Source organism: Rahnella aquatilis CIP 78.65 = ATCC 33071 (assembly GCF_000241955.1).
Classification (GTDB): Bacteria; Pseudomonadota; Gammaproteobacteria; order Enterobacterales; family Enterobacteriaceae; genus Rahnella; species Rahnella aquatilis.
Genome location: NC_016835.1, coordinates 83,662 through 110,055, shown reverse-complemented (window position 1 = coordinate 110,055; position 26,394 = coordinate 83,662). Strand labels below are relative to the sequence as shown.

The window sequence follows — 26,394 nt, the reverse complement described above, 5'->3', positions numbered from 1 at the left end:
ATGCAAACCCCAGTGTTACAGGTCGATAAGCTCAATACGGCGTTCTCCGTGGACGGCGAATGGCTGAACGTGGTGCGTGACCTTTCGTTCTCGATTGGCCCGAAAGAAACGCTGGCGCTGGTGGGCGAATCCGGTTCCGGCAAAAGTGTGACAGCGATGTCCGTCATGCGTTTGCTGGATGAAAAACAGACCCGTTATTCCGGCCGCATTCATTTTGACGGCCGGGAATTGCTCAGTCTCACCCCCCCGGAGATGCAAAGTATACGCGGCAACCGCATCGGCATGATTTTTCAGGAGCCGATGACCAGCCTGAATCCGGTGCTGAAAATCGGTGTGCAAATCACTGAAGTGCTGAAGCGACATCGCGGCATGGACGACGCCTCCGCCCGTGCCGAGGCGGTCCGGTTGCTGGAAAAAGTGCGCATTCCGGCAGCCACCTCGCGGCTGAATGAATATCCGCTGAGCTTTTCCGGTGGCATGCGTCAGCGCGTGGTAATTGCCATCGCGCTGGCCTGTAATCCGCGTTTGCTGATTGCGGATGAACCGACGACGGCACTGGATGTCACCATCCAGGCGCAAATCCTGGCGCTGATTAAATCCTTGCAGGAAGAAGAGGGCATGTCTGTTCTGTTCATCACCCACGATATGGGCGTGGTGGCGGAAGTGGCGGATCGCACGCTGGTGCTGCACCGTGGCGAAGCCGTGGAGCAGGCCACCACGCGGGAAATCTTTCATCATCCGAAACATCCCTACACCCGCGCGCTGCTGTCGGCGGTGCCGCGGCTGGGTACGATGCAGGGCGTGGCATTGCCAAAACGCTTCCCGCTGACCGATATGCACACCGGCGAACCGCTGCCCGTGGCGGAGTCTGTCGATACGCTGCGCACCGGACAGCCGGTGCTGGAGATTAAAAATCTCGTGACGCGCTTTGATGTGAAATCCGGCCTTCTGCGTCGTGTTTCTGCCCGTATACATGCGGTGGAGGACGTTTCATTCAGCCTGCAGCCGGGCGAAACACTCTCGCTGGTCGGGGAATCCGGCTGCGGGAAATCTACCACCGGCCGCACGATTTTACGCCTCACTGAAGCAACTTCCGGCGACATACTGATCCGCGGGCAAGATATCCGCCGGGCAGACAGCGCGCGGCTGGCGGATATCCGCACCCAGGCGCAGATGATTTTCCAGGATCCGTACGAAAGCCTGAACCCGAGAATGCGCATTGGTCAGGCGATTGCCGAACCGATGATAAGCCTCGGCTTGCACGATGCCACCAGCGCGAAAATCCGCGTGGCGCAACTGCTGGAACAGGTCGGATTGCAAAGCAATATGGCGATGCGTTTTCCACACCAGTTTTCCGGCGGACAACGGCAGCGCATCTGTATTGCCCGCGCACTGGCGCTGGAACCGAAAATGATCATCGCCGATGAAGCCGTGTCGGCGCTGGATGTGTCCGTTAAAGCACAGGTCATCAACCTGATGCTCGATCTGCAACAGGAACTCGGGCTGGCGTATCTGTTTATCTCGCATGATATGGCGGTGGTCGAGCGGATCAGCCATCGCGTGGCGGTGATGTATCAGGGAGAAATCGTGGAAATCGGTTCACGCGCGGATATTTTCGAAAATCCGCAGCACATCTACACCCGCAAACTGCTGGCCGCCGTGCCGGTGCCCGACCCGGATGTTCACCATACACGCACCGTCGTGCCGGAAGAACTCGCCAGCCCGCTACGCGCAGCCACTTATCAGCCGCCGGTGCGTCATTACCGCGAAGTCAGCGCAGGGCATTTTGTGCAGATTTGACGATTGCGTTACGGGGTTGAGTGCTGCAAAACCCGCCAGTCAGTCAACAGCCTGCCAGAAAACCCATCGCCGCCTGAAGAACCTGATGCTGATTTCCCTGCCCATTTGCCCGTTTGGTTGTGGTTAAGCGGTGATTAATGTCAGAATCTGCGGGGTATCGTATTTTTTTTAAATCTCATATTCAGAAGGTCTTATGTTCAAAATATATCTGATCCTCGCTGTTTCTATCTGCGCGGAAACACTGGCGACGACCATGATGAAAGCGTCTAATGGATTCACCCGGTTAATTCCGAGCGTCATTGTGGTTGTCGGTTATGCCATATCGTTTTATGGCCTTTCTCAGGTTGTTAAAGTGATGCATATCGGCATCGCCTACGCTATCTGGGCAGGAATGGGGATTTTCCTTGTTTCAGCCATGTCATTTTTCATCTACAAACAGCGGCTTGATACCCCGGCGCTGATTGGCATGGGCTGCATCGCTCTCGGCATTATGATCATCCAGCTTTATTCTAAATCTGTGTCGCATTAACCCTGAAACTGCCTTTCCCCGTCACTTTATTCGCCGCCGTACCCGGCGGTTAACCTCCCTCTTTACACGTTAGTTACAACATACTTATATGTGGAGTCATTTCCTGTCCGCGTTATCTGTATGTGCCTTTTCCGTTTGAACGTCCGCGCGCCTCTGTAGGCTGCATCGCAGGCGGAGACTGGCTTATCCGGCAGGCGGATAATAAATACCCTAACAGTCATTATGAAAAGACCTTGACCCTGTGATAGTGATCACGTTTATTAGCCAGATTATACAGACATGAAATAATTCACCTTGCTAAGGATAAAAAAATGACTGAGTGCTCATCGCTGGACACCCGGCCAGAAACTTCAGCGTTCCGCCGCTGGCTGGCGGTTTACTCACTGGCCTGCGGCACCTTCGCGCTGGTTAATACCGAATTTCTGCCGATCGGTTTACTGTCGCCTATCGCGCAATCTTTGGGTGTCACCGAGGGGCATGCCGGGCTGGCGGTGATGTTGCCCGGTTTAGTTGCCGCAATTTCTGCGCCGCTGATCATGCTGTTTGCCCGAAAAATGGATCGCCGCACCTTATTGTTGCTGCTTAGTGCGACGGTCATCGTGGCCAACGGTATCGCCGTGATGGCGCAGTCGTTCAACATTTTGCTGATCGGACGCATTATTCTGGGCGTCGGAGTGGGCGGTTTCTGGTCATTTGCCATTCCCTCCGGGCGGCGGCTGGTGTCAGAAGAGCAGGGCGCCCGGGCCATTTCGCTGATCACCGCAGGCGTGGCGGTCGGCACGGTCGCAGGGGTACCGGCGGGCGCATTTATCGGGGATCTGTTCGGCTGGCGCATGGCGTTTATGCTTAACGCCGTACTGGCGCTGGCGTTCTTCGTGCTGCAATGGCTGGCGTTGCCTTCGCTGCCAGCACAACACTCTATCGGCCTGCGTGCGATGCTGGGCGTCACGAAAGTGGCAGGGATCCGCTACGCGCTGATCATCGGCGTATTTATGGCGGGGGGTCATTTCGCAGCGTATACCTACCTCGAGCCGTGGCTGCGGTTTAGCCTGCATCTTACAGCCAGCCATATTTCTTTATTACTGATGGGCTATGGTGTGGCGGGATTGCTGGGCACGCTGACCACGGAAATCACTGTCCGTGAGCTCGGTGTCAGGAAAGCGTTTATGCTCAATATGCTGCTGCTCAGCGCCTCGGTGCTGGTGTTGTCGCTGTTCCCGGTGCCGCTGGCGCTGGCCTGTGCACTGGTGATCCTCTGGGGATTAGCGTTTGGTGCGTTACCGGTATGTCTGAATATCTGGACGTATCAGGCGTCGCCTGCGTTGTTTGAAACCGGCTCGGCGTTGCTGGTGTGTGTCTTCCAGACGTCGCTGGCGCTGGGCGCATTGTTTGGCGGCATCCTCGCTGACAGCGCGGGCGTCAGCAGCGCCTTCCTGCTCGGCGGTGTGCTGACATTGCTGGCCGGTATCACCATTTTCCTGTCCCGTCCTCAGCCTGCGGTATTACACGCTGCGGGCAAATGATCGGTTTACGATCAGGAAATCTTTCCACATAAGAAAATCCCCCCACAAAACCCGCCTATTGCGCGGGTTTTGTCAGGTATGAGGCAAATAAAACCCAACTGTTATTTTTTGGTTATCCGGCAGCGCTCCCGCTCTATGTTATTTCTTTTTCGTATTTGTTCATCCTGACAGGCTTTGAAACACTGAGAGCTTCAGCAATGCTGTTTCAACCTTTTAATTATTCACGGAAAGAGTAAAACCGTTATGCGCATAACACTAAAATTTTCAGTTCTGGCTTTATCTCTGGTGGGCGCACTGGCGCTGAGTGCTTGTGATCAAAAATCGCAGGAAAACCACATTAAAGTGGGTATCAGTGCGGGCATCGATCAGCAGATGTGGGAAACCATCAAAAAAACCGCTAAAGACAAATACAACCTTGATGTGGAAGTCGTGACCTTCAACGATTTCGTGTTACCAAACTCGGCGCTGAGCAGCGGCGACATTGATGTAAACTCATTCCAGCACCGTCCTTATCTGGATAAACAGATCAAAGAGCGTGGCTACAAGCTGGTGGAAGTGGGCAAAACCTTTGTTTATCCGATTGCAGGATATTCCCGCAAGATAAAATCTCTCGATCAGCTCAGCGATAACGCGCAGGTTGCGGTGCCGAATGACCCGACTAACCTTGGCCGTTCGCTGTTACTGCTGCAAAAAGAAGGCTTGATCAAACTGAAAGAGGGCGTAGGTTTGCTGCCGACGTCTCTGGATATCATTGAGAATCCAAAGCACCTCAAAATTGTTGAAATCGAAGCGCCGCAGCTGACACGCGCCATTGATGACGACAAAATTGAGCTGGCGATCATCAACACCACTTATTCAGGACAGGTCGGGCTGACGCCGGGGAAAAATGGCCTGTTTGTCGAAGATAAAGATTCACCTTACGTGAATATCATCGTGGCACGCGAAGATAATAAAGACAGCCAGGCCGTGAAAGAACTGGTTGAAGCGTATCAGACGGATGCCACCGTGAAAGCGGCAGACGCTATTTATCACGGGGATGCGGTAAAAGGCTGGTAATACGGGCAGGGTAATAGAGTAATCATTGAATCCTGAGATTTTATAATCTCAGGATTTTTGTCTATAGAAAACCCCCAGCTAGGCTGGGGGTTCCGTAAAGCTTCCAGCTTTGAGCCGGATATAAAAACCCCTTTTGATTTGTTAAAACACCTTGCGGTCTGGCAACTGCATTGGTCAAACAAGAAATCAAAAGGGGGTCCCAATGGGGGACGAAAAGAGCTTAGCGCACACCCGATGGAACTGTAAATATCACATAGTTTTCGCGCCTAAATACCGAAGGCAGGTCTTCTACGGCGAGAAACGCCGTGCAGTAGGGAGTATTTTAAGAAAACTGTGTGAATGGAAAAATGTGCACATTCTGGAAGCAGAATGCTGTGCAGATCACATCCATATGCTTGTGGAAATCCCGCCGAAGATGAGTGTATCGAGCTTCATGGGGTATCTGAAGGGCAAAAGTAGTCTGATGCTATATGAACAATTTGGTGATCTTAAATTCAAATACAGGAACAGGGAGTTTTGGTGCCGAGGGTATTATGTAGATACAGTGGGTAAAAATACATCGAAGATCCAGGAATACATAAAGCACCAACTGGAGCAGGATAAACTAGGGGAACAGTTATCAATCCCGTATCCAGGGAGCCCGTTTACGGGCGGTAAGTAACGAATTTGGATGCAAATGTCAGATTGCTATGCGCCTGTTAGGGCGCGGCTGGTAACAGAGCCTTACAGGCGCATATGAAAAACCTCCGGCTATGCCGGAGGATATTTATTTTGTTTTTACGATAACCTAAAATGAGTCGTTATTCAAAATAGAACCAGGCTGTTTTAATCAACCCGTTTTCGACTTCAAATACGGCAATACTGTTGACGGGGGTATCATAAATTCCGTAAATCATTTCATGATCAAACACTTTGTTGCCCAGCAGGGTTCTTGAGATAAGCTCGGCGCGCAACGCTTTGTTGTTAAATCTGTGGTTCTGGTAAAACGTTCTGAGCGCTTCTTTGCCCTGTAAAGAGGGCGACATGTTCGGCATACGGTACGCCATAAAATCAGTACTGTAGCAGGAAACAAAAGCATCAAGATCGTGGTTGTTATAGGCCTGAAACTGCTTTTCTACCGGGATAACTGCATCCATATATTATCACCCATAATGAATTTTTATTTATTAAAAATGCATATTAATTCATATCTGGCCTTGCGGAAATGTCTGAGAAATAAAAAAGGCCGCCCGTGGCAGCCTCATGTGCAAATCGATGCAATGATCAGCACACGCCAAAATCACCGTCTTCGTGATACAGATCTACGGTATCCGCTTTCACTTCAATTTCTGTGGCAGAAAAGTCGTCCGTACGTGAGCACCACAGCGTGTCGCCTTCAACACGCCGGACAATCATTTTCGGGCCACCGGTTTTAGACTGAACGAGATCTTGCGGTTTAAACATGCTTTATTCCCCGGTTATCTATGCTGTTGTGATGTATGGAAAAGGTCTCCGCGGACCGTATAGCCCGGCCATCCTCGCGGATCACTGATCAGAAGCTATACTTAATGTTAATGTAATACAAACCGGAGGAAAATATGACCATTCATAAGAAAGGACAGGCACACTGGGAAGGCGATATTAAACACGGTAAAGGTTACATCTCTTCTGAAAGTGGTGCCCTGAAGGAACAGCCCTATGGATTCAACACCCGTTTTGAAGGCAAGCCCGGCACCAACCCGGAAGAACTGATTGGCGCGGCGCACTCAGCCTGCTTCTCCATGGCGCTCTCGCTGATGCTCGGCGAGGCAGGGCACACGCCGGAAAGCATTGATACTGTCGCAGATGTTTCACTCGATAAAGTGGACGGCGGCTTTGCCATCACCAAAATCGCGCTCGACAGCAAAGTGAAGCTGCCTGGTATTGATAAAGATAAATTTGATGAAATCATCCAAAAAGCCAAAGCTGGCTGCCCGGTTTCTCAGGTGCTGAAAGCGGAAATCACCCTGACGTATCAGCTGGAAAACTGATGATTTAACAGATTATGACTTTCTGAAAAAAGCCACGCGATGTTTGCGTGGCTTTTGTGTTGTTATCCCATGATCAGCTTTTTAAACAGCAGCGCCTGAACATTTTGCCGCTGCGAAAGCAGCACATACACCGAGATCAAATTTGCCGGTTCATCATAGGTATATATGATGCGATAACCGCTCGCGGAATTTCTCCGCCTCAGGTTATTCCGGTGCACCGCCGCTTCCCTGTTGTGACGGCCATTTCCAGTTGCGGACTTCAGGCAAATCCTCGCCATATTCGCGCACATAGCGATGATGCGCGGCGATTTTTTCCTGCAAATCATCCAGAATATCATCTGCTTTGCCCTGCAGTTTTTCCGTATGCACAATGGCTGCCTGCGCCAGATGGAAGCGATCGAGCTTATTGAGCACGGTCATATCAAACGGCGTAGTGGTCGTGCCTTCTTCCATAAAACCGCTGACATGGAAATTACGGTGATTATTGCGCTGATAGGTTAAGCGATGGATCAGGCTCGGATAGCCGTGGAAGGCGAAAATCACCGGTTTATTTTGAGTGAAAATGCCGTCAAATGCTTCTGCGCTCAGTCCGTGAGGATGCTGTTCCCGGGTCTGCAAGGCCATAATATCCACCACGTTCACCACCCGGACGCTGAGATCCGGCAGGTATTCCCGCAGTAAATCGGCCGCCGCCAGGGTTTCCATGGTTGGTACATCGCCCGCGCAGGCCAGCACCACATCCGGTTCCGTTCCGTCCTGCTCAGTGCCTGCCCACGGCCAGATACCCATGCCTGCGGCACAATGTTCTGCGGCTTCTTCGGCAGACAGCCACTGCGGGGCAGGTTGCTTACCGGCCACAATGACATTGATGCGGTCCCAGGTTTGCAGACAGTGATCCGCCACCCACAGCAGCGTATTGGCATCCGGCGGCAGATAAATACGCACGATATCGGCTTTCTTATTAGCGACATGATCCATAAAACCCGGATCCTGATGGCTGTAGCCATTGTGATCCTGACGCCAGACATGAGAGGAAAGCAGATAGTTAAGGGAAGAGATCGGCTTACGCCACGGCAACTTACGTGTCACCTTCAGCCATTTGGCATGCTGGTTGAACATCGAATCGACGATATGAATAAAGGCTTCATAACAGTTGAACAGCCCGTGCCGTCCGGTGAGCAGATAGCCCTCCAGCCAGCCCTGACACTGATGTTCACTGAGAATTTCCATTACCCGGCCATCCGCGGCCAGTTGCTCGTCGTAAGGTTCAATGTCTTCCAGCCAGGTGCGGTTCGTGACATCAAACACATCGCTGAGCCGGTTAGACGCGGTTTCATCCGGGCCGAACAGCCGGAAGTTATCGGGATTGAGGGTAAAAATATCGGCCAGATAGCGTCCCAGCATTTCTGTCGATTGTACCTGTGGTTCGCCACGCGAGGTCAGCTCAACCGCAAATTTCGCCCGTTCTGCCGGGACCAGTTCTCGTCGCAGTCTGCCGCCGTTGGCGAAGGGCGACGCGCCCATGCGTTTATCGCCCTGTGGTGCCAGCGCCCGTAATTCCGGTTTCAGCCGTCCCTGTTCATCGAACAGATCGTCGGGCTGGTAGCTGCGCATCCAGTTCTCAAGGATTTGCCGGTGCTCGTCGTTTTCACGACAGGAGGATACCGGCACCTGATGTGCGCGCCAGAAACCTTCGACTTTCTTGCCGTCGACGGACTGCGGGCCGGTCCAGCCTTTCGGACTGCGCAGGATAATCATCGGCCAGCGCGGAACCCCTTTGGTTGGCCTACCGGCGCGGGCGCGCAACTGGTGATCTTTGATGATATCCAGTGCAATATTCAGCGTCCGCGCCATCTGAATATGCATCTGTTCCGGTTCGTGACCGCTGACAAATAACGGCTCGTAGCCATAACCGGAAAATAACTGGCGCAAATCTTCGTCGTTCATTCGGCCCAGAATGGTGGGGTTAGCAATTTTATAGCCGTTGAGATGCAGCACCGGCAGCACGGCACCGTCCCGCACGGGATTAAGGAATTTATTGCCATGCCAGCTGGAGGCCAGCGGGCCGGTTTCCGCTTCACCGTCGCCAATGACGCAGGCGGCGATTAAACCGGGATTGTCAAACACGGCACCGAAAGCATGAGACAGCGAGTAGCCCAGTTCACCGCCCTCGTTAATCGACCCCGGCGTTTCCGGCGCGGCATGGCTGGGAATGCCACCGGGAAATGAAAACTGCCTGAACAGTTTTTGTATTCCGCTGGCATCTTCGCTGATCTGCGGATAAATCTCGCTGTAGCTGCCTTCAAGCCAGGTATTTGCCACCATTCCGGGGCCGCCGTGACCCGGACCACAGATATAAATAATATCGAGATCTCGCTGGCATATCGCCCGGTTGAGATGTGCATAAATAAAATTCAGGCCGGGCGTTGTGCCCCAGTGACCCAGCAGCCGGGGTTTTATGTGCTCAGGTTTAAGGGGTTCGCGCAGCAGCGGGTTATCCATCAGATAGATTTGGCCGACAGAGAGATAGTTCGCGGCCCGCCAGTAGCGGTCAACTTGTCTGAGTTCCTCTTCAGCACAGCGCTGTGAAGATGATAGCGTCATCATTTCCTCCGGGATTGAGTGGAATGCGGGGGTACCGATTAACCCTGGTATCTATTAACCCTAATAGAAAAATGCGATCCCGGCCAAGTTGCGCAGCGCGCGGACTCTGACAAATGGCGTGTCATCAGCTATAGATATTGAGCGTTACTTTAAAAATTCGAATAATTTACCGGGGATACAATGAAGGACGAAAGCGAAAAGACAGGTCTGATCGGGCTGGCCATTGGTGCAGCGGTTATGGGGTTAATTTCCAGTGGCACGTCCATTAATCGGGAAAGCATCATTGAAGAACTGCGGCGGCTCGGGCGTAAAAAGGGGGACGGTCTGGAAGATGAGATCTTCGTGAAAGCCGCTCAGCTGGTCGGCAAAGGGCAATGATTCATGTCATCGGGCGCAAAAAAATACCCGTCAGGGGAGACGGGTATTGGATCCATGACAAGGGGAATGTCTGAATAATCTGTAGATTGCTACAGAAGACAAGATCATACCCTCTTTTTGTGAATCATTTGTGTAGGAGAAATCTGTTTTCTCCCGGTCAGTTATTTGCGGCCTAAAAGCAGCCCCAGAACCACGCCAATCGCACCGGCAGCAATCAATCCCGACAGCGGATTTTCTTTGATTTTATCCGCCACGTCAGAAACAACTTCATTCGCCTGCGCGGAGTATTTGCGTGCAGCACCTTTCAGCTGATGTTTTGGAGAGTCAACAAAATCTCCAAATTGCTTCTGCGCTTCACCGGCAAACTCATTAACCGTGTTTTCTACTTTACCTTCCACACGGTTAGGATCTTTATCAAAGTCTTGTGATGACATATCGTGCTCCTTTTTGGGTGGAATTTAAGTTTAGTCGAAAAGTCAGGGCATGCAGGGTTTGCCTGCACAGGGCGGATGGATATCAGACTTTTCTTGCCAGCAGCGTCGCAAAACGCAGCTTGTAACGATCACCGTTTTCATCACGTTTATGCAGTTCGCCGACCTCTTCGTTGTATTTCACAATCTCCCAGTCGCGATAGTAATCACGTAATTCTGCCGGTTTAAATGTGAACGGGAAGGGCAGCGGGCACGGATAATCCGGGCTGTCCATGGCGGCCACAATCAGGTTATAACCGCCCGTTTTGGTGGCCGCGTGCATATCTTCAATAATGTGCGGAATGCTGTCGCGTTGCAGAAACATCATGACGACGGTCGAAAAGATAAAATCATATTCACCGCTGAAACGGTGCGTGTTCAAATCAGCTTCGCTGATATGGATGTGGGTCAGGGATTGCGCCGCAATAATATCATTCACTTTTGCGACGCTCATGGCGTTGTTATCCCAGCCCGTCACATCAAATCCTTTCAGATTGAGATACAGCGAATTTCGCCCGCTGCCACAGCCTAAATCCAGCGCTTTGCCTGGCTGAACATACTGTACTGCGTTGATGATTTCTGAGTGGGTACGGGTCAGACCGTATTTTTCGGTATAAAAATCTTCTGGTGCGGGTTGCTGAGTCATGCCCTGGTTTCCTGAAAGTGAATCGACTGTCAGCGATTATCCTCCAAAACGGCAACCGCGCTATTACTCTTAATGGTCAGGGGTCTGAGCAACGCAGTATTTTTATCTCAATATGTCAGGAAAGATAATCAATTGAGATTTTTCCGTAAATAAAATTTCTGTTATCGTGGCGTTTATAACTGCAGCCTGCCTGGAATATCTTCATGCTTTTAACCCTCGTCTATCGCAGCCACATTAGTGACGCTGTCTCGCCTGCTTCTCTCGAAGAGATGGTGTCGCGGGCTAACATTAAGAACGAACGCAACAGTATTACCGGCATTTTACTTTTTGACGGAATGCACTTTTTCCAGTTGCTGGAAGGGCCGGAAGAGGCCGTCGATGCTATTTATAGCGAGATTTGCAGCGATCCACGGCACAACAATGTCGTTGTTCTCATGCGTGATTACGCGCCCTCGCGCCGCTTCGGCAATGTGGGGATGGAACTTTTTGATCTCAGGCACCATCACGAGGATGTTGTCCTCCAGGCCGTTCTGGATAAAGGAACGTCCAGATACCGGCTTACCTATGAGGACCGTGCGCTTCAGTTTTTGTGCACTTTTGTACAGGCTCGCGAAAAGGAAAATTATCTCGAAATTCTTCCGGCGGATTCCTGGTCTTTTATCGCAGATGAGTCACTTAAACCTGAAGCCGGATTTATCTTTCCTGAGATGAAGGATTACAGCTTCACGTTTCAGCCCATTGTTGATCCGCTGAGTCGTGAGATTATCTCTTACGAGGCCAGACTGTGTGGTCCCGGTGGCGGTTCTGCGATGGAATATTTTTCTGCGCTTTCCGGAAAAAATATTTATGACGCTGATTTGAAATCCAAAAAACTGGCCTTTGCGCTGGCACAAAAGACAGGGATTAGCGACAAAACGCTGACAATCAAACTGTTGCCTATGACATTAGTCAGGGTGCCTGATGCTATCGGTTTTTTGGTTCATGAGATTACTGCTCATGGTCTGGTACCCGAACAGATTGTCGTGGCCATCACAGAGAACGGCGTCGTGACCCGCGAGGATAATTTCGTCACAGCGTTGCAACAGCTTAAAGCCTCAGGAATGCGCCTGGCGATTGATGATTTCGGTGCAGGATCAGCGGGATTGTTGCTGCTGACGCAATGCCAGCCTGAAAAGATTATGATTGACCGCAATATGATTTGTGACATTCATACCAGCGGACCCAAACAGGCCATTGTTCAGGCCATTATCAGATTTTGTTCTTCTCTGGAAATATCGGTTATCGCAACAGGTGTTGAAAAACCAGAAGAATGGATGTGGCTCGATGCCGCCGGGGTATGTAATTTCCAGGGATCGCTGTTTGCTTCGCCAAGGCTAAATGGAGCACCGGTTGTCGCGTGGCCGGAAGTTAAGCAGGAATACCCGTTAAGCCATCAAAATCTTTAACTATCCGGTATCTGATAAAACATTCTCGGTAAGATTAAATAAATCAGTCGGAAAACTATAAAATAGTTGTCCGACTGATTCGTAAAGCGGTAACGTCATGCAGGCGATATATTAGGCTATATCATCGTCAGGAGTGCGGTATACGACGTATTCAAGTGCCTCGAGGTAGACATCCTGTTTACCCGAATCACTTTCCTGCTCAATTTTCTGAATCAGACAAAGAATAATATCTTTATGGGTAACATATTCTTTCTGATTTTTTAAATTATTATAAATACGGATGACAGTTTCATTGCCGATAAGAAGCTCAGGGTCTTCTGTCAGAATATAATCAGCCAGTTTGACATGAGTATAAGACACATCTTGCATTTTGATACCCTCCGCACTTGTTGTTTATGAAAGAGTCCACATTCAGTCATTAAAAATGAACATGAAGCTATTAAAAATAATAAACCTGATCAGCCGGGATCAGACGCCGGAATCAGGGGGCGTCATACCTACCACCATTTCCAGCGCACTACGCAGAATATCCAACTGCACCACATCAGAGGTGCATTCAAGCTGTGTAATCAGGTGTAATATAATGGCTTTATTTGTCACTTTACCTTTTTCGGCCAAAATGGCACGGATAGCGGCACCCAACACTTCGGTTTCACTCAAAAACAGTTCACCTGTATGGTTAAAATAGCTGTAATCTTCTGAATTACCAACAGAGTCTGTCATTGGCTGGGATGAGTTTGATTTCATCGAATCGCTGGAATTCAGCATATGACTCTCTGATGAATCAATGACTTTTCTTATCATCGGACGGCCCTTCAGCATTGAAAAAGTGTCGCACATTGTCGACATCCCGCACTTCGTAGGTGATCCGCGCACGCTTATCAGCCAGATCATGGCGGATCTCATTAATAATCTGCTCGCAGGCAGTTTTTCGATTTATACTGTCAGCACTTGCAGCCATAAACTGTAATTGCGCAATGAGTCTGTCAGTCGAAATTGGACTCTTCGATTTAAGCAAGGAAATTACGGCCTCGCCTATCAGCTTATCAGTGAGTCTTTCTTCATTACTTCTATACATATTAGCAGCCTCTGAATATATGCCGGTCAAAGGTCTTGGGCAGATTAGCTTCAGGTTCCGAGTGAATACCTTTTGCCTTCAGGCATAAAATTGGGTAGGCGATGAATTAAACAAGCCCGCATAATATGTCGAACTGAAATGCTATGAAGCCAATCGTTGCACTACGATCTTAATCAGGATGGATCATGAATCACGCTCAAGCACCAGACGGATAAGCTTCATATAATGCTTTTCCTCTTCTTCACTGCCAGCCGCTTCAACACGATTTAAAAGTTTTGAACATAAAGCTTTGCGATTGAGGTTCTTTCCTGCCTCAAGAATTTCAACCACAACGCGCCCCAGGGTTTCCTCTTCAGAAAAGACCTGGCTATATAAGGAATGAGACGTGTCCGGAGACATTCCGTTGTGCCTGTTCTGACGCATAATTAACCCTTATGTTAATAGATGTGTGAGTAATGATTGCCTGTGTGACTATAAAGTTATACAAGATATAGAAAGTTGTACAGGTATTTTTGGAAAAAAGTTAGCAATTCCTGAAGCACAAAATTTTCCGGTCTCAGGTCGGTGAAGTCTTTGCAGGATGGCCATATGTCAGCTGAGCGATGAGTCGCTGACTGCACGCTGGCCGGTCTGCCGGTAAAGGTAACTGCCCGTGCCATGCACCGGATCGCCCTCGAAGCCCACTTTCTGCATACCGATTTTCTCCAGAACGCGCTGTGAAGCCAGATGATTTTCCCGCACGGTAGCCGAAATTCGTGGTATGCCCAGTTTCTTAAAACCAATGTTGAGCACTGCGCTGGCAAACTCCGTCGCCAGCCCCTTTCCCCATGCCGTTGTCGCAAAACGATAGCCGAGAAACACACGATGATTTTCGTAGCCTTCGCGGATACCCAGGCCGCCGAAACCGATAATATGATCCGGTTGATGATTGTGCGCAATGGCCCAGTGCCCGTAACCGTTTTCCTGCCATTCCCCCAGCCAGCCGTTCAGTTTTTCCTGCGCCGCCGCGATGTCTGGTAATGGCCCGCGCGGGTTAAACAGATTCGTTTGCGGATCGCCGTAAATAGCAAAAAATGCGTGAATATCCTCAGCCGTAACAGGCCGCAACAGCAACCGCGATGTTTCGATAATCATAATGAAGGGTTTCCTCACGTCAGCTGAGTTAAATCTTAGCTCGCGCAGGGAGCTCCGCCAGCCTGCTTTGCATAAAATCAATAAATCTTCGCACCTTTTCCGGTACGTGGCGGGTGTGGGGATACAGGGCGAAAATGCCCTGTGGCGCAAACCGATGATCGGGCAGCAAATGACATAAACGCTGCCCGTCGATTTCCGGCTGCACCAGCCAGTCCGGCAGCAGGGCGACACCTGCGCCTGCCAGCGCAAAGGCTAACAACGCCGAGGCACTGTCGGCCACAATGGCGGGCGGAGTCGTTACGCGAAACGGGTTTTGTTTTCCCTGAGCATCAGTGACCGGCCAGTTCATGGGTAACGGCAGGCGGCTGTGGGCGATCCACCGGCTTGCGGCCAGCTGATCCAGCGTACTGATGTTAGCCTGTTCACGCAAAAAGGCCGGAGAAGCCACCGGCATTATACCGAAACGCCCGAGTGCGGCGGCATGATGGCTGGAGTCGGTGAGCTGGCCGAGGCGGATCGCCAGATCAAAACGTCCGGCGATCAGGTCGTCATGGTGTGAAGAGGCAACGTGCTGGATCCTCAGTTGCGGATGCAGGACACAAAATGCCGCCAGCGCCGGAACCACCACGCGCGCGCCGTATTCCGGCGTACTGGTGATCCGCAACTGACCGCTCAGGCCACCGTGATCACGACGCACGTCGTCGAGCACCGATTCAGCTTCCTGCAATAAATTCTGACAGCGTTGATAAAAGCGTTCACCTGATCCCGTCAGCGCCAGCCGCCGGGTGCTGCGGGTCAGCAGTGCGACGCCGGTTTCACTTTCCAGTTGCTTAACATTGAAACTGACTACCGCTTTGGTCAGCCCGAGCGAGGCTGCTCCGCCGGTAAAACTGCCTGCGTTAACCACCGCGACGAAAATCTCCAGCCGCTGCAAATTCAGCATCTCATTCATCCTTACTGTCAAAATTATTTTGACAGTGTAACTGCGCCGCGTCCGTTTATCCGTAAGAACTTCTCCGTTACATTGCCCGCCTTTACCCATGAGCGGATGAAGTACAGATGAGCCACAGGGCGCGGGTTGCCGCAGTGTATTTGCTCGGATTTTTCGTTGATCTGATCAACATGTTTATCGCCAATGTGGCGTATCCCGGCATTGCGCGGGAGTTTCAGGCACCGGTCAGCGCACTGGCGTGGGTCAGTACCGGCTATATTCTGGGGCTGACGTTGGTGATCCCGCTGAGCCGATGGCTGGCGGAGCGTTTTGGTGCGCGTCGGGTTTTTATCCTCTCGCTGACAATTTTTATGCTCGCATCGCTCGGTGCGGGCATCGCCGGAAGCCTGACTGCGCTGACTGGCTGGCGGATAGTGCAGGGGCTGGGCGGCGGGTTGCTGATCCCGCTCGGGCAAACGATGACCTACGCGCTTTACCGCAGCCATGAACGTGCCCGGCTCTCAGCGGTGATCATGCTGGTCGGGTTGCTGGCACCGGCACTTTCTCCGGCGATCGGTGGCATTATCGTGGACAGTTTCAGCTGGCGCTGGGTGTTTATTGCCAGCCTGCCACTGGCGTTACTGGCCTGGATGCTGGCACTTTGCTGGCTGCCGGAAACGCCGCGTGAACCAACGGGGAAATTGGACCTGAAGGGATTTGTGTTGCTGAACAGCGGACTGACGCTGGTGCTGTGCGGCCTGACCCGTTTAGGGGATAACAGGGAATGGCTGAGCGGCAGCGCGTTATTGCTGGCGGGTGCAGGGCTGATGATGATGTTTGTGCGGGCATCGCAAAAAAATCCCAATCCTTTGCTGGATCTGTCTCTCATCAAAGACCCGCTGTTACGCGTCAGTATGCTGATCTATCAGTGTATTCCGGGTGTGTTCACCGGCGTCAGCCTGATTGCCATGCTGTATCTGCAAAATGTTCACCATTTCTCAGCGACCCAATCGGGCGGGTTGATGGTGCCGTGGTCGCTGGCGTCGTTTGCTGCCATCAGTTTTACCGGCAAAATGTTTAACCGGATCGGGCCGCGGGCGCTGTTCATTCCCGGCTGCCTGATTCAGGGTGCAGGTATTGGCTTGCTGGCGCTGCTCAGCGTATTCCCCGCGCAACCGTGGCTGGCGGTCACCGCCTTCACGCTGATGGGCGCGGGCAGCAGTTTGTGCAGCAGTACGGCGCAAAGTGCCGCATTTTTGCATATCGGTACTCAACGACTGGCCGACGCCAGCGCGCTGTGGAACATCAACCGGCAGCTGAGTTTTTGTCTTGGCGTGACGCTGGTCAGCGTGCTGCTCAATATGTTGCAGATTTACCTTCCGCAATCTGCGTTCAGGCTGGCGTTCATTTTTGCATCCGCCAGCGTTATTGTTCCGGTCATGCTGTGTCTGGGGTTGCCGGGCCGTGACATTGTGCAGGAACGGCATCAGCAGGAACTTCAAAAGGAAAGAAGATGAATCGTTTTGTGAAAGAAGTGTTTGATGCGCATGTGTTAATTCAGCGCTGGTTCTCAGACTCCGCTGCACCTGGGCAGGTTTGTGATGAACTGCTGGCGCGGTTTAGTCCGGCTTATTCGATGGTAACTATCACCGGCCACCGGCTGGATCATCCGGCATTGTGTGCTTTTTTCAGGGCGCAGCGGGGCGCGAAAAGCGGGCTGAAGATTGAGGTCGAAAAGCCGGTGGTGATTGCTGAAAGTGAAAAAGGCGCGGTAGTCGCGTATCAGGAACGCCAGCAGTTGCCTGGTCAGCCGGTAACGCTGCGTTATTCGACGGTGGTATTTGTGGTGAATGCAGAAGGGAAAATTCTGTGGCGTCATTTGCATGAAACGCCAGCCGCCTGATCGCCTTTAAAAAAACGGCCTTCCGCGAGGAAAGCCGTTTGAGCCTGCAAAAGTGATTACTTCGTCAGAGTTTTTCTGACTTCGCTGACGTCTTTCGCCGTGACCGCCGGTGCATTATTGCTCCAGCCCTGACGGATAAAGGTCGACAACTGCGCCGCTTCTTCGTCAGTCAGACGGCTGGCAAAGCCCGGCATCACCAGCGTGGACGGTGCCCGCGCGGTGGAGGGTTGCTGAGCGCCCGCAAGGATGGTGTGGATCAACCCGGTCGGGTCTTTGGCATTCACAATCGTTGCCTGATCGAGTTGCGGGAACACGCCCGGTGCGCCTTTGCCGGTCACAAAGTGGCAGGCACCGCAGTTATCCAGATACAAACGCTCGCCTTCGCTGAGGTTTTTCGCCGCCGTCAGTCTGGCTTCGGTCGCACTGACTTTCTGCGTGTCTTCTGCCGGAACCGGCGGGTTGCCACCGAGGAACTTGATGTAGGCCGCGATGGCTTTGAGGTCGTCATCGGTCATGTGTGCGGTACTGTTTTCCACCACAGACGTCATTTCGCCGCCCACTGCCGCTTTGTCATTACGCCCTTTGCCCAGATAATCGACGATTTCCTGTTCGTTCCAGTGCGCCACGCCGCGCAGTGAAGGCACATCCCAGTTATTCAGGCTGCCGCCTGCCAGGAAATCAGCGTCGCTGCTGTCCAGCGCCTTTTCGTTCATGCCGAAACCGCGCGGGGTATGGCAACTGCCGCAATGCCCGAGGCTCTCTACCAGATACGCCCCGCGATTAACCTGCGCAGATGCGCCGCCGATCGGCTGGAATGGTTTGTCAGACGCGAACGCCCAGTTCCAGAAACGCATCCCCCAGCGCTGGCTGAACGGGAAGCTCAGATCCGTTTCAGGCGGTTGTTCCGCGCTCGGTTTTACGCCCTGCATAAAGTAAACGTAGAGCGCGTGCATATCCTCATCGTTAATTTTGGCGTAATCAGGGTAAGGCATCGCCGGATACAAACGGGTGCCGTCCGGCAGAACGCCTTTGCGCACCGCATCCGAGAACTGAGCTTCGCTATAACCGCTAATGCCGTGGTCTTTATCCGGTGTAATGTTGGTCGAATAAATGGTGCCAAGATTCGAGTTGATTGCCAGCCCGCCGGAAAACGCCGGTTTACCCGCCACGGTATGACAGGCACCGCAGTCGCCCAGACGCGCCACGTATTCGCCCTGTTTAATGAGCGCGGCGTTGTCGGGCTGCGCATTTGTGACAGCCTGCGCATTCGCCATAAAACCTGCACCCAGCAGCAAGGCATTAGCGATAAATAAACTTTTGAGTTTCATCCTGTTCATCTCCGCTTATGCCTGAACCAGTGGACCGGGGTTTTTCAGGTACTGATCTTTAATGGCCTGCGCCGCCATCAGGGTGATCGCACCAATGGTATCGGTCGGATTAGCCTGGAAGTTTTGCGGGAAGGCATTGCCGCCCGGCACAAAGACGTTATGTACATCCCAGCTTTGCAGGAACTTGTTCAGCGCAGAAGTTTTCGGGTTGTCGCCCATCACCGCGCCGCCCACGTTGTGCGTGGAAACGTATTTGGTCAGGTCAAAGTGCGCGTCCATCGGCAGGAAGCTTTCGCTGTAGCTGTCCGGGTTGAGCTCTTTAGTGATATTGCCGACGATACCTTTCAGATATTGCTGCAATTTGAGTTCGTTCTGTTTCCAGTCGAAGGTCATGCGCAGCAGCGGATAGCCATATTCATCTTTATAATTCGGATCGAGATCCAGATAGATATCGCGGTAAGACTGGCAGGTGGTGGTGATGCTGATTTTCATCGAATGGCCATACCATTCTTCCATGCCTTCTTTCCAGCCGGTGCCCCATGCAGGCGTGCCTTTTGGCAGCGAGGTGCTGATTGGCGTGCCGGTGGCCTGCGAACTGTGGATTTTCGCGCCGCCGATAAAGCCTAAAGATGGGCCATCGAAGTTGCCCGGAGAGATGTCGTTGAACATCTGGCCGGTGGCGCCTGCGGTAGCGAACGGATTGAAGTTTTTGTCCTTGAAGAACAGCGTCGAGCCGCCGTTACTGAGGAACGCATAGTTACGGCCAATCGCGCCTTCTTCAGTGATCGGATTGTAAGGCTTACCGATCCCGGACAGCAGCATCAGGCGCACATTGCAGAACTGGAAGCTGCTCAGCACCACGATTTTCGCCGGCTGGAAGCACTCGTTGCCGTCTGCATCCATGTAGATCACGCCTTTGGCGGTTTTCTTGTCGTCATGCAGTTCGACTTTCAGCACGTTGGCATGGACTTCATAGGAGAAGTTATCCATCCGTTTCAGTGCGTCCATGACCGCAGTCTGCGGCGAGGCTTTCGAGTAGTTCAGGCACGGATATTTACTGCAATAACCGCAGTAGTTACACGGCGCGATCTGGTTGCCGTACGGGTTGGTCCAGGCGCGGGACACGCAGGCTGACGGGTTCGGGAACGGGTGATAGCCCATCTTTTTGGTGACTTCAGCAAACATGCTGCTGTTAAGCGTATCTTCCAGCGCAGGCAGCGGATACGGTTCGGAGCGTGGTCCTTCGAACGGATCCCCGCCTTCCATAATCTGACCGCGCAGGTTACCGGTTTTACCGGACTGACCGCAGATGTGCTCAAACTTGGTGTAATACGGCTCAATTTCATCCCAGGAGAACGGGAAATCCATGATCCGCATGTCTTCCTGCAAGATGCCCGGTTTATAGGCTTCGTCAGCGTAAGTTTTGAGTTTTAAGTCGGTCGGCGTCGGGCGAATCAATACCGCCGTCCAGTGCAGACCGGAACCCCCCACGCCGGTCCCCGGCGCAAATGCGCCCCATTTACGGGTCGGCAGGGCAGTTTCACTCATGTTATAACGCACGGTGACGGCGGCTTCTGCCGGGGTCGCCATGACTTTATTGCGTACCGCGTAGGCATATTCATCCGCCGGTTTTGGGTAAGCAAATTCTTCGTAGCCACGATCGCCGCCACGTTCGAGCGCGCGGACAGTCAGACCTGCCATCGCCAGCTCGATACTCATCAGCGAGCCAGCCCAGCCGAGGCCGACAACCACGACGTCGACTTCTGGTTTAGTTACTTTTGCCATCTTTAATCCTGTCAGTCATCAGAAAACGGTAATAGGGCGGGGCACTCAGGCGCGCGCGCCCTGCAGGCTCACAGGCCCCAGCGGATACGGGACGTTATGCTGCTTAACCCACTCGGTGAAACTGGCACGTGCGCCGGGGAAGCCGATGGCGATCCACGCCTTCATCCCTTTGTTTCCGCCGTAGATCGGGTCTGCCAGATAGCCGTGTTTGGTATCTGAAAGCAGTTCACTGAAGAATTGCGAAGCCACGAGGTTTTCTTCACCAAGATCCGCAAAGTGGATACCGTTTTTCTGAAGCTGCGTCAGAACGTTGTCTTTGTCCTGATCGGCGAGTTCATGGAAGGCTTTCTGATGATTTTGCTGACACCAGCTGTTCGCCAGGCGAATGCCGGTTTTGTAGATTTGCTGCGGACGGAAAGGGATCTGGTATCCCATCGTGGCCGGAGCATGCACGTTGAACGGGCCCTGCATGTAGATTTCTTCACCGAAATCGCCGTGCATTTGCTGATCGATAAAAATAGGCACATTGGTTTCGAGTGCGCCCGGTGCTTTGCCTTTACCGCCTGCGGGGATCAGACGGTCAGCGGCGGCCATAATAAACTGCCACTCATCGGCACTGAAAAATATCGGTTTATAATCGAGTAAATCAGGGGCAGCCATTTCCGCAGCTTGTGCCGCTGACATCCCTTTCATCATAATGGTGCCGACCGGCAAAGCCATCAGCGACCCAAGTAAAAACTTGCGACGGGTTGTTTTTTTTTGAAGGAGCATAGAATTACGACTCTCACATGCCTGATGTTAAGTTTGGGTTAATTGTTATTATTTTTGGGTACAAAATTATAATATCACTGCTACATCTAAAATAAATGAATAAATTCCACATGAACTATGAGGTGGGAAATGTATTAAGGATTTTGACAGGTTTAATTTGATTTAAAACAGAGTAAAATCAATGATATGTCGATGTTTTTTTATTGTGTATGGACGAGGGAAAATAGCATTGTTTATCAAAATATTCTTCATAATTTTGTTGGTCGAATTTAGATCAATATAATTCCTCACGGAAACTTTCTGTTATTAGTTGTTGTGAATGTTAGCTAACATTTCTAACAAATAAGAATGAGTTTCAATTGCTGGGGTTATTTATTACCGGGAGAAATATAAAGTTGAATTAATTACGCGAACAACTCCCTCCCCTGCGAAGGGGAGGAGCAAAACTTAAATGCAAACAACGGCTCGATGTCTTCTCTCACCTGCGAAATGAGGGTCAAAAACATAAGCTGAAATGTGCGCGGACCCTAAGCCGACTCACGAATCACCAGCCGGTAACCCATATCGACAATCGGCTCTTCAACCGCGATGCCTTCAATTTTATCCGCCAGCATATCCGCCGCGCGGATGCCTAAATCCCATTTTTCAACGCTGACTGTGGTTATCGCCGGGCGGTTGTGGGCGGCAAAATTCAGATCCGCAAAACCTATCACCGAGAAATCATCCGGGACGCTTAAACCCTGTGCCTCGGCTTCCATAATGGCGCCTTGCGCCAGCGTGTCAGAACTGCAAATGATGGCGTCGAAACGCTCACCGGTGGCAAGCAGTTGCCTGAGTGCATGGCGCCCGACTTCCATATTGGCCGGACGCGAGACGATCACTTCTTTAATATCGTGCCCGGCGAGCGTCCTTAACACACTGATGGCACCGTTTTTGCGCACCATTGCGCGACGATCCGACGCACAGATAAAACCAAAGCGCGTAAAGCCTTTGCCGAGGAAATAGTCACCGATGGCATTGCCCACTTTTTCGTGCGAGAAGCCAATCAGCATATCAATCGGCGTGGGTGTCAGATCCCAGATTTCTACCACCGGAACATTGGCGTTCAGAATGATTCTTTTCAGTTCTGAGGTGTGATGAATGCCGGTCAGCACAATCCCGTCCGGTCGGCGTGAAAGCAGAGTGGCGACAATATCGGTTTCGTCTTCCGGTTCATAGCCGACAATACACAACAGCATGTGATAACCCCGCGCCGCGAGTTGGTCGCTGATTGCCTGAACGGTATCGACAAACATGTTGTTGTTGATCTGCGGCACCACGACGGCGATGAGTTTAGTGCGACGGGTCGCCAGCCCGCCGGCGAGCATATTAGGAATGTAACCGGTGCTGTTTACGGCTTCCATCACGCGGGCAATGGTCGCCGGGCGCACAACTTTGGGATTGTTTAAGGCGCGGCTGACGGTCATCGGGGAGAGACCGGCCGCCTGTGCGACATCCTCGAGCGTGGCCGTGCGGGAACGGCCTTTTTGAGTATTTATTTTATTATTCAACGTGTTGACCACTGAGTTCTGGCATTAAAATAGTAATGTTTGCGCAATCATTGTCAGTTTCTCATATTGTCCCCGGTTTAGGTAAGTGTAAATGTTAACTACTTGTTGCGTGAGCGTGCGTCCTTAACTTATTTATCCTCACGAATTATTTGCCCAAAACGTGAAGGGAGTCATAGGGGATGGTCAAGGAGAGACGATTTCTATTAGTTAGGAATTATCCTGTACAAAAGTGTTGCCGTATACTCCTCTCAAGCAGAGACAATGGGTCATCTTCATGTATTTGCTCTGAGCACATTCTCACAGGTGAAGGAACAACCGTTGCCTGAGCTGCAATTTATCGGGATATGAGGGTTTCAACATGGAAAAGAAAGTCATCTATTTGTTTTGTTCCGCCGGAATGTCGACCTCCCTGCTGGTTTCTAAAATGAAAGTGCAGGCTGAGAAATATGAAGTGCCGGTCATTATTGAAGCATTTCCTGAAACGCTGGCCGCCGAAAAAGGCGCGGGTGCCGATGTTATCCTGCTGGGGCCGCAAATTGCCTACATGCTGGATGAAATTAAAAAAGTGTTACCTGGAAAACCGGTAGAAGTGATTGATTCTGGCCTCTACGGCAAAATTGATGGACTCGGTGTATTGAAAGCGGCAGTCGCGGCGATCAAAAAAGCAGCAGCGCAGTGAATTAACGTTTAGCGTCAACTTTTGCATTACCCATTTTTTGTATTTTTATGTCAAAGAGAAATCCAGTCAAAGAGCGAATTTCATCCCTGGCCGCCGGAAGGCGGCATTAAAGGAAAATGCCCATGAGCAAAGCCATTGATTCACTTGAAAAGATACTTCTTCCTTTTGCCGTCAAAATAGGTAAACAAGCGCATATTAACGCCATTAAAAATGGCTTCATCAAATTAATGCCGCTGACCCTCGCGGGCGCTATGTTCGTTTTAATTAATAACGTGTTCCTGAATTTTGGGGCCGGTTCTTTCTTTTATTCTTTAGGTGTGCGTTTAGACCCGTCAACGATCGACACACTGACGGGCCTTAAAACTATCGGTATTAATGTTTATAACGGTACGCTCGGTATTATGTCGCTGATGGCACCGTTCTTTATCGGCATGGCATTAGCGGAAGAACGTAAAGTGGATCCGCTGTCCGCCGGTTTATTAGCCGTTGCAGCCTTTATGACCGTGACGCCATACAGCGTTGGTGAAGCCTATGCCGTGGGGGCAAACTGGCTGGGCGGGGCGAATATTATTTCCGGTATGGTGATAGGTCTGGTGGTCGCGGAAATGTTCACCTTTGTTATTCGCCGCAACTGGGTGATTACCTTGCCGGCGAGTGTGCCGTCTTCTGTTTCCCGTTCCTTCTCGGCATTAATTCCGGGTTTTATTATTCTGTTTATCTTCGGGGTTATTTCCTGGTTACTCGGATTATATGGCCACAACTTCCACCAGATTATTATGGATTCTATTTCCAAACCTCTGGCGGCAATGGGCAGCGTGGTAGGCTGGGCGTATGTGATTTTCAACTCCCTGTTGTGGTTCTTTGGTGTGCACGGTTCGCTGGCGCTAACTGCACTCGACAACGGCATCATGACCCCGTGGGCGCTTGAAAACATCGCGCTGTATACCGAATACGGTTCCGTGAGTGCGGCGGTTGAGGCGGGGAAAACCTTCCACTTCTGGGCCAAACCGATGCTGGATTCCTACATCATGCTGGGCGGTTCCGGTGCCACCCTCGGACTTATCATCGCCATCTTTATCGCTTCACGCCGTGCCGATCATCGTCAGGTGGCGAAGCTGGCACTCCCGTCAGGCATCTTCCAGATTAACGAACCGATCCTGTTTGGTCTGCCGATTATCATGAACCCGGTGATGTTTATCCCGTTCGTGCTGGTCCAGCCGATTCTGGCTGCCATCACACTCGCGGCGTACAGCATGGGCATTATCCCTCCGGTCACGAATCTGGCGCCGTGGACCATGCCGACCGGGCTTGGGGCCTTCTTTAACAGTAACGGCAGCATCGCTGCACTGCTCGTCGCGTTGTTTAACCTGGGCATTGCCACGCTGGTGTATATGCCATTTGTGATCTTATCTAACAAAGCGCAGACGATTATTGAAGAAGAAGAAAGTGAAGAAGACATTGCAGCCGCACTGAAATTTTAATCTGAACGGAAGGCGGCAGGACAAGTTTCCCGCCGTCATCCGGCCAATCACGGAGAGACAGAAATGATGGATTTAGACAGCATTGTTGAAACTGAAAGTGAAATGCAGGATCTCGAAGAAGTGGTGATGGGGTTGATCATTAACTCCGGACAAGCGCGCAGCCTGGCTTATGCGGCGCTCAGGAAAGCCAAAGAAGGGGATTTTGAGCAGGCGTACGCGGTGATGGCGCAGTCAAAAATGGCGCTCAATGAAGCGCATCTGGTGCAGACCAAACTGATTGAAGACGATCAGGGCGAAGGGAAAACCAAAGTCAGCCTGGTGCTGGTGCATGCGCAAGACCATCTGATGACATCAATGCTGGCCCGCGAACTGATTGCTGAACTCATTGAGCTTCATGAGAAAATAAAATAACGTAGGAAGCCATAATGCAACCACCGGTACTGAGCATGGAAATCAAGACAGCGCGCGAAAATCAACTCTTCGACGGTCAGAATTTCCACATGTTCATCTACAACAAAGTAGAAAGCATTTCCGGGCTGCATGAACACGATTACTACGAATTTACAGTGGTGCTGACCGGCCGGTATTACCAGAACGTCAACGGTAAACGGGTATTGTTAGAGCGTGGCGACTTTGTCTTTATCCCGCTGGGATCCAACCACCAAAGCTTTTATGAATTTGGTGCGACGCGGATACTTAATGTCGGGATCAGCAAAGCGTTCTTCGAGCAACATTATTTATCTTTACTGCCACCCCGCTTCGTGGCGTCACAGGTTTATCAGATTAAGACTGAATTTCTGGCTTATATAGAATCTGTGATCGCTTCTCTTAATTTCAGGAACGGGGAATTTAATGAATTTCTGGAAATGGTGACGTTTTATATTGTGAACCGTTTACATCATCACAGAGAGTCAGAAATTACCACCGATGCGCCAGGCTGGCTTAAAAATGCCATCGAGAAGATGCATGATAAAGCGCAGTTTGGTGACAAAGCATTAACGAATATGGTGGCGCTTTCCGGTAAATCGCAGGAATATCTCAGCCGCGCCACGCAGCGACATTATGGCAAAACGCCGATGCAGATTATTAATGAAATTCGCATAGATTTTGCCAAGAAACAGCTGGAGATCACCAATTACTCGGTCACGGATATTGCGTTTGAATCCGGCTACAGCAGTCCGAGCATGTTTATTAAAAACTTTAAAAAACTGACTTCTTTTACCCCGAATCATTACCGGAAGAAGTTGTGCAGTATTAATTAACGCGAACCATTTATTTCTCTGTTTAAATTTGC

At 51.3% G+C, this 26,394-nt stretch carries 29 protein-coding genes; 14 read left to right on the top strand and 15 right to left on the bottom strand.

Annotated features, from left to right (window positions below):
• The 5 genes from RAHAQ2_RS22525 to tnpA all read left to right on the top strand — a co-directional run bounded on the left by RAHAQ2_RS22525 (position 1) and on the right by tnpA (position 5,569).
• Positions 1 to 1,800, top strand: a complete 1,800-nt coding sequence (locus RAHAQ2_RS22525; protein ID WP_014341690.1) for an ABC transporter ATP-binding protein — start codon at positions 1 to 3, stop codon at positions 1,798 to 1,800.
• Between the two features lie 193 nt (positions 1,801 to 1,993).
• Positions 1,994 to 2,329 carry a DMT family transporter gene (locus RAHAQ2_RS22520; RefSeq protein WP_014341689.1) on the top strand — a complete coding sequence of 112 codons (336 nt, stop codon included), beginning with the start codon at positions 1,994 to 1,996 and terminating at the stop codon, positions 2,327 to 2,329.
• Positions 2,330 to 2,640: 311 nt separating this feature from the next.
• Complete coding sequence (locus RAHAQ2_RS22515; RefSeq protein ID WP_014341688.1) at positions 2,641 to 3,852, top strand: MFS transporter; 1,212 nt, start codon at positions 2,641 to 2,643, stop codon at positions 3,850 to 3,852.
• A 243-nt stretch (positions 3,853 to 4,095) separates the two neighbouring features.
• On the top strand, positions 4,096 to 4,908 hold the full coding sequence (gene metQ, locus RAHAQ2_RS22510; RefSeq protein WP_014341687.1) for a methionine ABC transporter substrate-binding lipoprotein MetQ: 813 nt from the start codon (positions 4,096 to 4,098) through the stop codon (positions 4,906 to 4,908).
• A gap of 202 nt (positions 4,909 to 5,110) precedes the next feature.
• The gene (gene tnpA, locus RAHAQ2_RS22505) at positions 5,111 to 5,569 is read left to right on the top strand and encodes an IS200/IS605-like element IS1541D family transposase (protein WP_014333746.1); all 459 of its coding nucleotides are present in this window, start codon (positions 5,111 to 5,113) and stop codon (positions 5,567 to 5,569) included.
• Between the two features lie 139 nt (positions 5,570 to 5,708).
• Here tnpA and RAHAQ2_RS22500 read toward each other — a convergent pair whose 3' ends face one another.
• A complete protein-coding gene (locus RAHAQ2_RS22500) occupies positions 5,709 to 6,044 on the bottom strand; it encodes a nuclear transport factor 2 family protein (protein WP_014341686.1) in 336 nt (111 codons plus the stop codon).
• Positions 6,045 to 6,171: 127 nt separating this feature from the next.
• The gene (locus tag RAHAQ2_RS22495; protein ID WP_014341685.1) at positions 6,172 to 6,351 is read right to left on the bottom strand and encodes a YodC family protein; all 180 of its coding nucleotides are present in this window, start codon (positions 6,349 to 6,351) and stop codon (positions 6,172 to 6,174) included.
• Positions 6,352 to 6,485: 134 nt separating this feature from the next.
• Here RAHAQ2_RS22495 and RAHAQ2_RS22490 point away from each other — a divergent pair, with 134 nt between their 5' ends.
• Complete coding sequence (locus tag RAHAQ2_RS22490; protein WP_014341684.1) at positions 6,486 to 6,917, top strand: OsmC family protein; 432 nt, start codon at positions 6,486 to 6,488, stop codon at positions 6,915 to 6,917.
• Between the two features lie 204 nt (positions 6,918 to 7,121).
• Here RAHAQ2_RS22490 and RAHAQ2_RS22480 read toward each other — a convergent pair whose 3' ends face one another.
• A complete protein-coding gene (locus RAHAQ2_RS22480; RefSeq protein ID WP_014341683.1) occupies positions 7,122 to 9,521 on the bottom strand; it encodes a phosphoketolase family protein in 2,400 nt (799 codons plus the stop codon).
• A 180-nt stretch (positions 9,522 to 9,701) separates the two neighbouring features.
• Between RAHAQ2_RS22480 and RAHAQ2_RS22475 the strand changes: the two genes are divergently transcribed.
• Entirely contained in the window at positions 9,702 to 9,899 is a 198-nt protein-coding gene (locus tag RAHAQ2_RS22475) for a hypothetical protein (RefSeq protein ID WP_014341682.1), read from the top strand.
• A gap of 161 nt (positions 9,900 to 10,060) precedes the next feature.
• On the opposite strand, the gene RAHAQ2_RS22470 is transcribed toward RAHAQ2_RS22475, so the two are convergent.
• Complete coding sequence (locus RAHAQ2_RS22470; protein ID WP_014341681.1) at positions 10,061 to 10,333, bottom strand: ElaB/YgaM/YqjD family protein; 273 nt, start codon at positions 10,331 to 10,333, stop codon at positions 10,061 to 10,063.
• An 82-nt stretch (positions 10,334 to 10,415) separates the two neighbouring features.
• Positions 10,416 to 11,015, bottom strand: a complete 600-nt coding sequence (gene tehB, locus RAHAQ2_RS22465; RefSeq protein ID WP_014341680.1) for a tellurite resistance methyltransferase TehB — start codon at positions 11,013 to 11,015, stop codon at positions 10,416 to 10,418.
• A 203-nt stretch (positions 11,016 to 11,218) separates the two neighbouring features.
• On the opposite strand from tehB, the gene RAHAQ2_RS22460 reads away from it, so the two are divergent.
• Positions 11,219 to 12,460, top strand: a complete 1,242-nt coding sequence (locus tag RAHAQ2_RS22460) for a diguanylate phosphodiesterase (protein WP_014341679.1) — start codon at positions 11,219 to 11,221, stop codon at positions 12,458 to 12,460.
• A 111-nt stretch (positions 12,461 to 12,571) separates the two neighbouring features.
• Here RAHAQ2_RS22460 and RAHAQ2_RS22455 read toward each other — a convergent pair whose 3' ends face one another.
• The 6 genes from RAHAQ2_RS22455 to RAHAQ2_RS22430 all read right to left on the bottom strand — a co-directional run bounded on the left by RAHAQ2_RS22455 (position 12,572) and on the right by RAHAQ2_RS22430 (position 15,615).
• Positions 12,572 to 12,829, bottom strand: a complete 258-nt coding sequence (locus RAHAQ2_RS22455; protein WP_014341678.1) for a biofilm development regulator YmgB/AriR family protein — start codon at positions 12,827 to 12,829, stop codon at positions 12,572 to 12,574.
• Between the two features lie 99 nt (positions 12,830 to 12,928).
• A complete protein-coding gene (locus RAHAQ2_RS22450) occupies positions 12,929 to 13,264 on the bottom strand; it encodes a biofilm development regulator YmgB/AriR family protein (protein ID WP_086935305.1) in 336 nt (111 codons plus the stop codon).
• Positions 13,245 to 13,538 (bottom strand): hypothetical protein, encoded by a 294-nt coding sequence (locus tag RAHAQ2_RS25290; RefSeq protein ID WP_014341676.1) that lies wholly within the window; start codon positions 13,536 to 13,538, stop codon positions 13,245 to 13,247. The genes RAHAQ2_RS22450 and RAHAQ2_RS25290 overlap by 20 nt, the downstream gene beginning before the upstream one ends.
• A 183-nt stretch (positions 13,539 to 13,721) precedes the next feature.
• A complete protein-coding gene (gene ycgZ / locus RAHAQ2_RS22440; protein ID WP_014341675.1) occupies positions 13,722 to 13,961 on the bottom strand; it encodes a regulatory protein YcgZ in 240 nt (79 codons plus the stop codon).
• A gap of 168 nt (positions 13,962 to 14,129) precedes the next feature.
• The gene (locus tag RAHAQ2_RS22435) at positions 14,130 to 14,672 is read right to left on the bottom strand and encodes a GNAT family N-acetyltransferase (RefSeq protein ID WP_014341674.1); all 543 of its coding nucleotides are present in this window, start codon (positions 14,670 to 14,672) and stop codon (positions 14,130 to 14,132) included.
• Between the two features lie 28 nt (positions 14,673 to 14,700).
• Complete coding sequence (locus RAHAQ2_RS22430; RefSeq protein WP_014341673.1) at positions 14,701 to 15,615, bottom strand: LysR family transcriptional regulator; 915 nt, start codon at positions 15,613 to 15,615, stop codon at positions 14,701 to 14,703.
• Between the two features lie 116 nt (positions 15,616 to 15,731).
• Between RAHAQ2_RS22430 and RAHAQ2_RS22425 the strand changes: the two genes are divergently transcribed.
• Both RAHAQ2_RS22425 and RAHAQ2_RS22420 read left to right on the top strand, forming a co-directional pair.
• Positions 15,732 to 17,120 (top strand): MFS transporter, encoded by a 1,389-nt coding sequence (locus RAHAQ2_RS22425; protein WP_014341672.1) that lies wholly within the window; start codon positions 15,732 to 15,734, stop codon positions 17,118 to 17,120.
• Complete coding sequence (locus tag RAHAQ2_RS22420) at positions 17,117 to 17,506, top strand: hypothetical protein (protein WP_014341671.1); 390 nt, start codon at positions 17,117 to 17,119, stop codon at positions 17,504 to 17,506. The genes RAHAQ2_RS22425 and RAHAQ2_RS22420 overlap by 4 nt, the downstream gene beginning before the upstream one ends.
• A gap of 56 nt (positions 17,507 to 17,562) precedes the next feature.
• Here RAHAQ2_RS22420 and RAHAQ2_RS22415 read toward each other — a convergent pair whose 3' ends face one another.
• From RAHAQ2_RS22415 to RAHAQ2_RS22400, 4 genes are all read right to left on the bottom strand, one after another.
• Positions 17,563 to 18,834 (bottom strand): c-type cytochrome, encoded by a 1,272-nt coding sequence (locus RAHAQ2_RS22415; protein ID WP_014341670.1) that lies wholly within the window; start codon positions 18,832 to 18,834, stop codon positions 17,563 to 17,565.
• Between the two features lie 15 nt (positions 18,835 to 18,849).
• Positions 18,850 to 20,619 (bottom strand): GMC family oxidoreductase, encoded by a 1,770-nt coding sequence (locus RAHAQ2_RS22410; protein WP_014341669.1) that lies wholly within the window; start codon positions 20,617 to 20,619, stop codon positions 18,850 to 18,852.
• Between the two features lie 45 nt (positions 20,620 to 20,664).
• Positions 20,665 to 21,390 (bottom strand): gluconate 2-dehydrogenase subunit 3 family protein, encoded by a 726-nt coding sequence (locus RAHAQ2_RS22405; RefSeq protein WP_014341668.1) that lies wholly within the window; start codon positions 21,388 to 21,390, stop codon positions 20,665 to 20,667.
• Between the two features lie 527 nt (positions 21,391 to 21,917).
• Positions 21,918 to 22,940 (bottom strand): LacI family DNA-binding transcriptional regulator, encoded by a 1,023-nt coding sequence (locus RAHAQ2_RS22400; protein WP_049796165.1) that lies wholly within the window; start codon positions 22,938 to 22,940, stop codon positions 21,918 to 21,920.
• Positions 22,941 to 23,298: 358 nt separating this feature from the next.
• Between RAHAQ2_RS22400 and RAHAQ2_RS22395 the strand changes: the two genes are divergently transcribed.
• From RAHAQ2_RS22395 to chbR, 4 genes are all read left to right on the top strand, one after another.
• Positions 23,299 to 23,619, top strand: coding sequence for a PTS sugar transporter subunit IIB (locus RAHAQ2_RS22395; RefSeq protein ID WP_014341666.1), 321 nt, complete (start codon positions 23,299 to 23,301; stop codon positions 23,617 to 23,619).
• Between the two features lie 122 nt (positions 23,620 to 23,741).
• Positions 23,742 to 25,100 (top strand): PTS N,N'-diacetylchitobiose transporter subunit IIC, encoded by a 1,359-nt coding sequence (gene chbC / locus RAHAQ2_RS22390; protein ID WP_014341665.1) that lies wholly within the window; start codon positions 23,742 to 23,744, stop codon positions 25,098 to 25,100.
• Between the two features lie 63 nt (positions 25,101 to 25,163).
• Positions 25,164 to 25,511, top strand: a complete 348-nt coding sequence (gene chbA / locus RAHAQ2_RS22385; protein ID WP_014341664.1) for a PTS N,N'-diacetylchitobiose transporter subunit IIA — start codon at positions 25,164 to 25,166, stop codon at positions 25,509 to 25,511.
• 14 nt (positions 25,512 to 25,525) lie between these two features.
• Positions 25,526 to 26,362, top strand: a complete 837-nt coding sequence (gene chbR / locus RAHAQ2_RS22380) for a transcriptional regulator ChbR (protein WP_014341663.1) — start codon at positions 25,526 to 25,528, stop codon at positions 26,360 to 26,362.
• Positions 26,363 to 26,394 lie beyond the last annotated feature (32 nt).

What these genes read in the sequence shown, in the direction of transcription:
- RAHAQ2_RS22410 (WP_014341669.1), bottom strand. Translation starts at nt 20,619, where the DNA reads ATGGCAAAAGTAACTAAACCAGAAGTCGACGTCGTGGTTGTCGGCCTC.
- chbC (WP_014341665.1), top strand. Translation starts at nt 23,742, where the DNA reads ATGAGCAAAGCCATTGATTCACTTGAAAAGATACTTCTTCCTTTTGCC.
- RAHAQ2_RS22470 (WP_014341681.1), bottom strand. Translation starts at nt 10,333, where the DNA reads ATGTCATCACAAGACTTTGATAAAGATCCTAACCGTGTGGAAGGTAAA.
- chbA (WP_014341664.1), top strand. Translation starts at nt 25,164, where the DNA reads ATGATGGATTTAGACAGCATTGTTGAAACTGAAAGTGAAATGCAGGAT.
- ycgZ (WP_014341675.1), bottom strand. Translation starts at nt 13,961, where the DNA reads ATGCGTCAGAACAGGCACAACGGAATGTCTCCGGACACGTCTCATTCC.
- RAHAQ2_RS22515 (WP_014341688.1), top strand. Translation starts at nt 2,641, where the DNA reads ATGACTGAGTGCTCATCGCTGGACACCCGGCCAGAAACTTCAGCGTTC.
- tnpA (WP_014333746.1), top strand. Translation starts at nt 5,111, where the DNA reads ATGGGGGACGAAAAGAGCTTAGCGCACACCCGATGGAACTGTAAATAT.
- RAHAQ2_RS22450 (WP_086935305.1), bottom strand. Translation starts at nt 13,264, where the DNA reads ATGATAAGAAAAGTCATTGATTCATCAGAGAGTCATATGCTGAATTCC.
- RAHAQ2_RS22460 (WP_014341679.1), top strand. Translation starts at nt 11,219, where the DNA reads ATGCTTTTAACCCTCGTCTATCGCAGCCACATTAGTGACGCTGTCTCG.
- RAHAQ2_RS22415 (WP_014341670.1), bottom strand. Translation starts at nt 18,834, where the DNA reads ATGAAACTCAAAAGTTTATTTATCGCTAATGCCTTGCTGCTGGGTGCA.
- RAHAQ2_RS22395 (WP_014341666.1), top strand. Translation starts at nt 23,299, where the DNA reads ATGGAAAAGAAAGTCATCTATTTGTTTTGTTCCGCCGGAATGTCGACC.
- RAHAQ2_RS22495 (WP_014341685.1), bottom strand. Translation starts at nt 6,351, where the DNA reads ATGTTTAAACCGCAAGATCTCGTTCAGTCTAAAACCGGTGGCCCGAAA.
- RAHAQ2_RS22425 (WP_014341672.1), top strand. Translation starts at nt 15,732, where the DNA reads ATGAGCCACAGGGCGCGGGTTGCCGCAGTGTATTTGCTCGGATTTTTC.
- RAHAQ2_RS22455 (WP_014341678.1), bottom strand. Translation starts at nt 12,829, where the DNA reads ATGCAAGATGTGTCTTATACTCATGTCAAACTGGCTGATTATATTCTG.
- RAHAQ2_RS22490 (WP_014341684.1), top strand. Translation starts at nt 6,486, where the DNA reads ATGACCATTCATAAGAAAGGACAGGCACACTGGGAAGGCGATATTAAA.
- RAHAQ2_RS22525 (WP_014341690.1), top strand. Translation starts at nt 1, where the DNA reads ATGCAAACCCCAGTGTTACAGGTCGATAAGCTCAATACGGCGTTCTCC.
- metQ (WP_014341687.1), top strand. Translation starts at nt 4,096, where the DNA reads ATGCGCATAACACTAAAATTTTCAGTTCTGGCTTTATCTCTGGTGGGC.
- RAHAQ2_RS22520 (WP_014341689.1), top strand. Translation starts at nt 1,994, where the DNA reads ATGTTCAAAATATATCTGATCCTCGCTGTTTCTATCTGCGCGGAAACA.
- RAHAQ2_RS25290 (WP_014341676.1), bottom strand. Translation starts at nt 13,538, where the DNA reads ATGTATAGAAGTAATGAAGAAAGACTCACTGATAAGCTGATAGGCGAG.
- RAHAQ2_RS22405 (WP_014341668.1), bottom strand. Translation starts at nt 21,390, where the DNA reads ATGCTCCTTCAAAAAAAAACAACCCGTCGCAAGTTTTTACTTGGGTCG.
- RAHAQ2_RS22475 (WP_014341682.1), top strand. Translation starts at nt 9,702, where the DNA reads ATGAAGGACGAAAGCGAAAAGACAGGTCTGATCGGGCTGGCCATTGGT.
- RAHAQ2_RS22420 (WP_014341671.1), top strand. Translation starts at nt 17,117, where the DNA reads ATGAATCGTTTTGTGAAAGAAGTGTTTGATGCGCATGTGTTAATTCAG.
- chbR (WP_014341663.1), top strand. Translation starts at nt 25,526, where the DNA reads ATGCAACCACCGGTACTGAGCATGGAAATCAAGACAGCGCGCGAAAAT.
- RAHAQ2_RS22430 (WP_014341673.1), bottom strand. Translation starts at nt 15,615, where the DNA reads ATGCTGAATTTGCAGCGGCTGGAGATTTTCGTCGCGGTGGTTAACGCA.
- RAHAQ2_RS22500 (WP_014341686.1), bottom strand. Translation starts at nt 6,044, where the DNA reads ATGGATGCAGTTATCCCGGTAGAAAAGCAGTTTCAGGCCTATAACAAC.
- RAHAQ2_RS22480 (WP_014341683.1), bottom strand. Translation starts at nt 9,521, where the DNA reads ATGACGCTATCATCTTCACAGCGCTGTGCTGAAGAGGAACTCAGACAA.
- tehB (WP_014341680.1), bottom strand. Translation starts at nt 11,015, where the DNA reads ATGACTCAGCAACCCGCACCAGAAGATTTTTATACCGAAAAATACGGT.
- RAHAQ2_RS22435 (WP_014341674.1), bottom strand. Translation starts at nt 14,672, where the DNA reads ATGATTATCGAAACATCGCGGTTGCTGTTGCGGCCTGTTACGGCTGAG.